The 2194-nt window shown below is 44.8% G+C and carries 1 protein-coding gene; it reads right to left on the bottom strand.

The window, feature by feature from the left end; translation table 11 throughout:
• Positions 1-2194, bottom strand: a 2194-nt coding sequence (locus MiSe_RS48715) for a tetratricopeptide repeat protein (protein ID WP_226594687.1), incomplete at both ends; no start/stop codon positions are given.

Genomic DNA, 2194 nt, shown 5'->3' with positions numbered 1-2194 from the left:
AAGTTGGGATTCAGTTCCAGGGCTTTTTGAAAGTAAACTGCGGCAGTTTCTAAATCTCCGGCTTTTTTGCGAGCATGACCCAATTTGCCATTCAATTCTGCATAATGAGCTTGTTGCTTTGGGGAGAGCTTGCCTTGGGCATGGAGTGCATTACCTAAATTGACATCCGCTTCTACGCAATTGGGCTGCAATTCCAAAGCTTTTTGATAGCAGGTTATTGCTTGGGACCACTTGCCTTGTTGTTGCAGGTTGTAGCCCAGGTTATTGTAAATCGTTACCGCATCGGGGCGGAGTGCGATCGCTTGCTGGTATGCTGTCTCTGCTTCTCGTAATTGCCCTTGAGCTTGACGCAAATTGCCCAAACTGAACCAAATCTTGACAGAATCCGGCTGCACCTGTGCAGCGGCACTCAGCAACTGTTCAGCCCAAAGGGGTTGACCCATCTGCTGCATCAACATGCCGAGTCCGTACAAGGCTTCCGGGTGGTCAGGTTGTTTTTCCAGCACTTGACGATAGAGTTGTTCAGCATCAGCATAGCGATTTTCTCGTTGATGTTGAACTGCCAATTGCAGAGTTTCGGTTACTTCTCTTGCGCCAAATCTTCTGGGTTTGTTGACCAGCTTTAAGAGAAAATCCTCCAAAGCTCTGACAGGTTTTAAGTCGCCATATAATTTGTGCTTATTCTGGGCAATTTGTTGCGAGATGTATTGACGATATTGAGCATCTTGCCCGAGACGCACCGCCATCTGCACATATTCTTCTTTACTCTGAGCGATTGTCTCTGAGATGCCCATCATTTTGAGGATAGCCATCGTATGGCGTCCTCGCATCATTTCTCCTGGCAATGTCATGACCGGAATATTGTGTGCGATCGCTTCCAGGGTAGTGTTACCTCCAGACCAACCGATGCTATCTAGGAATACGTCTGCGAGCGCTGCCGTTCCGGCAAACTTCCTGCCATCCATGTGCGGCAAAAAGATGCAGTAATCTTGATAATTCAGCCCGAATTCCTCGAAAGCATGGCTTAACCGTTGGCGAAAGACTTCTGTTATCTGGTAGCTGGTAGGATGTTTAATAAATACAAACTTGCCGAGTGCTAACTCCTTAGCAATCCGAGGAAATACATCATCATGTTGAGGTAAATACTTATATAATGATTGACAGCACCAAAACATGATTTCATCATCTGCGATCCCAATGTCCTGTTTCTTGATTACTTGAGGTTGGACGTCTAAAGGTGTATAGTGGATGGACAAATTGGGCAATCTGACTAATTTTTCTGTATAGTGGTCTTGACCATTTTCCGGTTCCATTAAATCGCTGGTTAAAAAATAGTCAATCGTCGGTAGCCCACTCGTCTCAGGGTGAATCCAAGATGTCATTTGAATCGGAGCCAGTTTTAAGCACCCCAACTGCACCGTTGTGCGTTCCATCCCGAATTCTGGAAAAATCAGAACGTGTAACTTGTCTTTTTGAATTAACTCACACCATTGTTCAAGCGGCAAGGGACCTTGAATAAATTTATCAAACGCTTTCGCTGCTTTGGTAGTCTCCCCATCCCGTTCTGAGCTTGTGTGATATCCAAATAATTCAAACTCACTTCTGTCTAGGTTTTCTACCCAACCCCTGATTAACTTCCAACAGGAATGATTGCGAAAAAATCCGGTCACAACTCCCACCCGAACTTTTTCGTTAGCTGGTAAATTTGTCAGAGATATCGGCTGGTGACCTTGGGGATAGCGGCTCGACATTAACTGACAAATCATTGACCCATAAATTTGCTGCAAAGGTCGGTCATTGCCGCCTTGATAAGCCAGAAAAAAAGGCTGCATTGACCCGATGGCAAGAGTCGCTTCGGCTCTTTCTTTGGGATTGGTTAATTGATAGTGTTGCGCTAAATTCTCTAGATGTTGCTGATAATTCTTTCGCCTCAAATGAATTTCATCGACGCTGGAATAGATAATCGGCAGCTGACTCATACAAAGGCCAAATTTGGCTAAAGCATAGTCTGGTTGAATTTTTAAAGCTTGCTCGTAGCACTCTACCGCTGCCTCTAACTTACCTTGGTCGGAGAGGGTCGTTGCTAAGTTGTTATAAACATCAGCGTCAGGTTTTATCTTTAAGGCTTGCTGGTAGTATTCTACTGCTTCATCTAACTTGCCTTTTTCCTTGAAGGCATTTCCCAAATTGTTAA

The sequence above is a fragment of the Microseira wollei NIES-4236 genome (assembly GCF_020521235.1).
In the GTDB taxonomy this organism is placed as follows: Bacteria; Cyanobacteriota; Cyanobacteriia; order Cyanobacteriales; family Aerosakkonemataceae; genus Microseira; species Microseira wollei.
This window is presented reverse-complemented; position numbering and strand designations above follow the sequence as displayed.